Source organism: Nostoc sp. 'Peltigera membranacea cyanobiont' 210A (genome assembly GCF_002246015.1).
Taxonomy (GTDB): Bacteria; Cyanobacteriota; Cyanobacteriia; order Cyanobacteriales; family Nostocaceae; genus Nostoc.
In genome coordinates, this window is sequence record NZ_NOLJ01000007.1 from 315,609 (window position 1) to 317,162 (window position 1,554).

General features: G+C 43.6%; 2 protein-coding genes. Both read left to right on the plus strand.

The features are described from left to right. Positions 1-25: 25 nt before the first annotated feature. Entirely contained in the window at positions 26-622 is a 597-nt protein-coding gene (locus CDG76_RS23415; protein ID WP_094351300.1) for a CPBP family intramembrane glutamic endopeptidase, read from the plus strand. Between the two features lie 223 nt (positions 623-845). After that, the gene (locus tag CDG76_RS23420) at positions 846-1,466 is read left to right on the plus strand and encodes a CP12 domain-containing protein (protein ID WP_190240955.1); all 621 of its coding nucleotides are present in this window, start codon (positions 846-848) and stop codon (positions 1,464-1,466) included. The last annotated feature ends 88 nt before the right edge of the window (positions 1,467-1,554 follow it).

The following is a 1,554-nucleotide window of genomic DNA, read 5'->3' on the forward strand; positions in this document are numbered from 1 at the left end:
CCTGCCCCTCTCCCCTAAAAAACCCGTGATTGAACAACAAAAGCAAGAGCCAGAAATTCCATACCTGACGCGCATCCAAGTACTTGGGGCGATGGGAGCGACTGCAATCATTTTGTTGATAGTCGCCAAACTTTCGTTATACTTGGGCAACTTTTCGCTATTTTCTTGGGACTTGAACCTAAGAGAGTTGCTCTTAGGTGTAGGGTTGGGGTTCCTCATCACCACGTTAAGTGGCTTAACTTACCGCCTATGGACTGCCTATCGTAAGAGTGCAGATTATTACCTAGAAATAGTACTGAAGCCTTTAGCTTTACCAGATGTAATTTGGCTGGGGTTGCTACCAGGGTTGAGTGAAGAATTGTTATTTAGAGGTGTGATGCTACCAGCTTTAGGCTCCGATATTACAGCTGTAATTGTATCCAGTCTTTGCTTTGGCATCTTGCATTTTAGCGGCTCCCAACAATGGCCTTATGTAATTTGGGCAACAATTGTCGGGATGATATTGGCATATAGCGCCCTGCTCACGGGCAACTTGTTAGTGCCGATTGTTGCTCATATTATTACCAATTTAATTTCTAGCTATTTCTGGAAAATGCGGCAATTTTCGGCAATGAAAAAATAAATATTTGTTAATCGGCAAAATATTATCACAATTTATGCTTGGTTTTTGGGCATTGGTTACATTGGATAACATCATAAGTTGACAACTGGTCTAATTTATTGTTGTAGCTGGGCAAAGGTTCAACTTTTTTTACTTTCTAGTTAGCCAACTGTGCGCTGCAACGCTTCAATACGTCCATGAGGGCGCAGTGCTGCACCGGACTATTAACCAGGAGACTACAGCAATGATGAAAGCTGAAGATATCATGACCAAAGACGTAGTTACCATTCGCGGTTCGGCAACTGTTGCTGAAGCGGTGGGGCTGATGAAGGATAAAGGATTGCGAGCGCTGGTTGTGGATCGTCGCTATGACAATGATGCTTATGGCATTGTTACAGAAACAGATATTGTTTATAAGATAACAGCCTACGGGAAAGATCCAAAGCAAGTGCGGGTTTATGAAATTATGAGCAAGCCCTGCATTGTAGTCAATCCTGATTTGGGTGTGGAATATGTAGCGCGGTTATTTGCTAATACTGGTATTCATCGCGCACCTGTGATTCAAGGCAAGTTGTTGGGCATCATCTCGATTACCGACATTTTGACTAAAAGCGACTTTGTGGAAGTGCCAAAAGCGCTACTGCTGGAGGAGAGAATTCAAAAAGCAATTGAGCAGGCTCGTGCTATTTGCACTGAACAAGGTGCTTATTCTAAACCCTGTGCTACTGCCTGGGATGAGGTAGAAGAACTTCAGGCAGAAGCAGCTCATCAGAAAGCTGAGGGCATGATATCAGCTAAAGTTTCTTTTGAAGAATACTGCAAGGAAAACCCCGATGCACCACAATGTCGAAATTATCACCCGTAATTGAAGTGGGGGATGAGGAGAATAAGGGACTTCCAAATAAAAAAATATCCCATCGCTTTTAGGGCAGGGGAGCAGGGAGCAGGGAGCA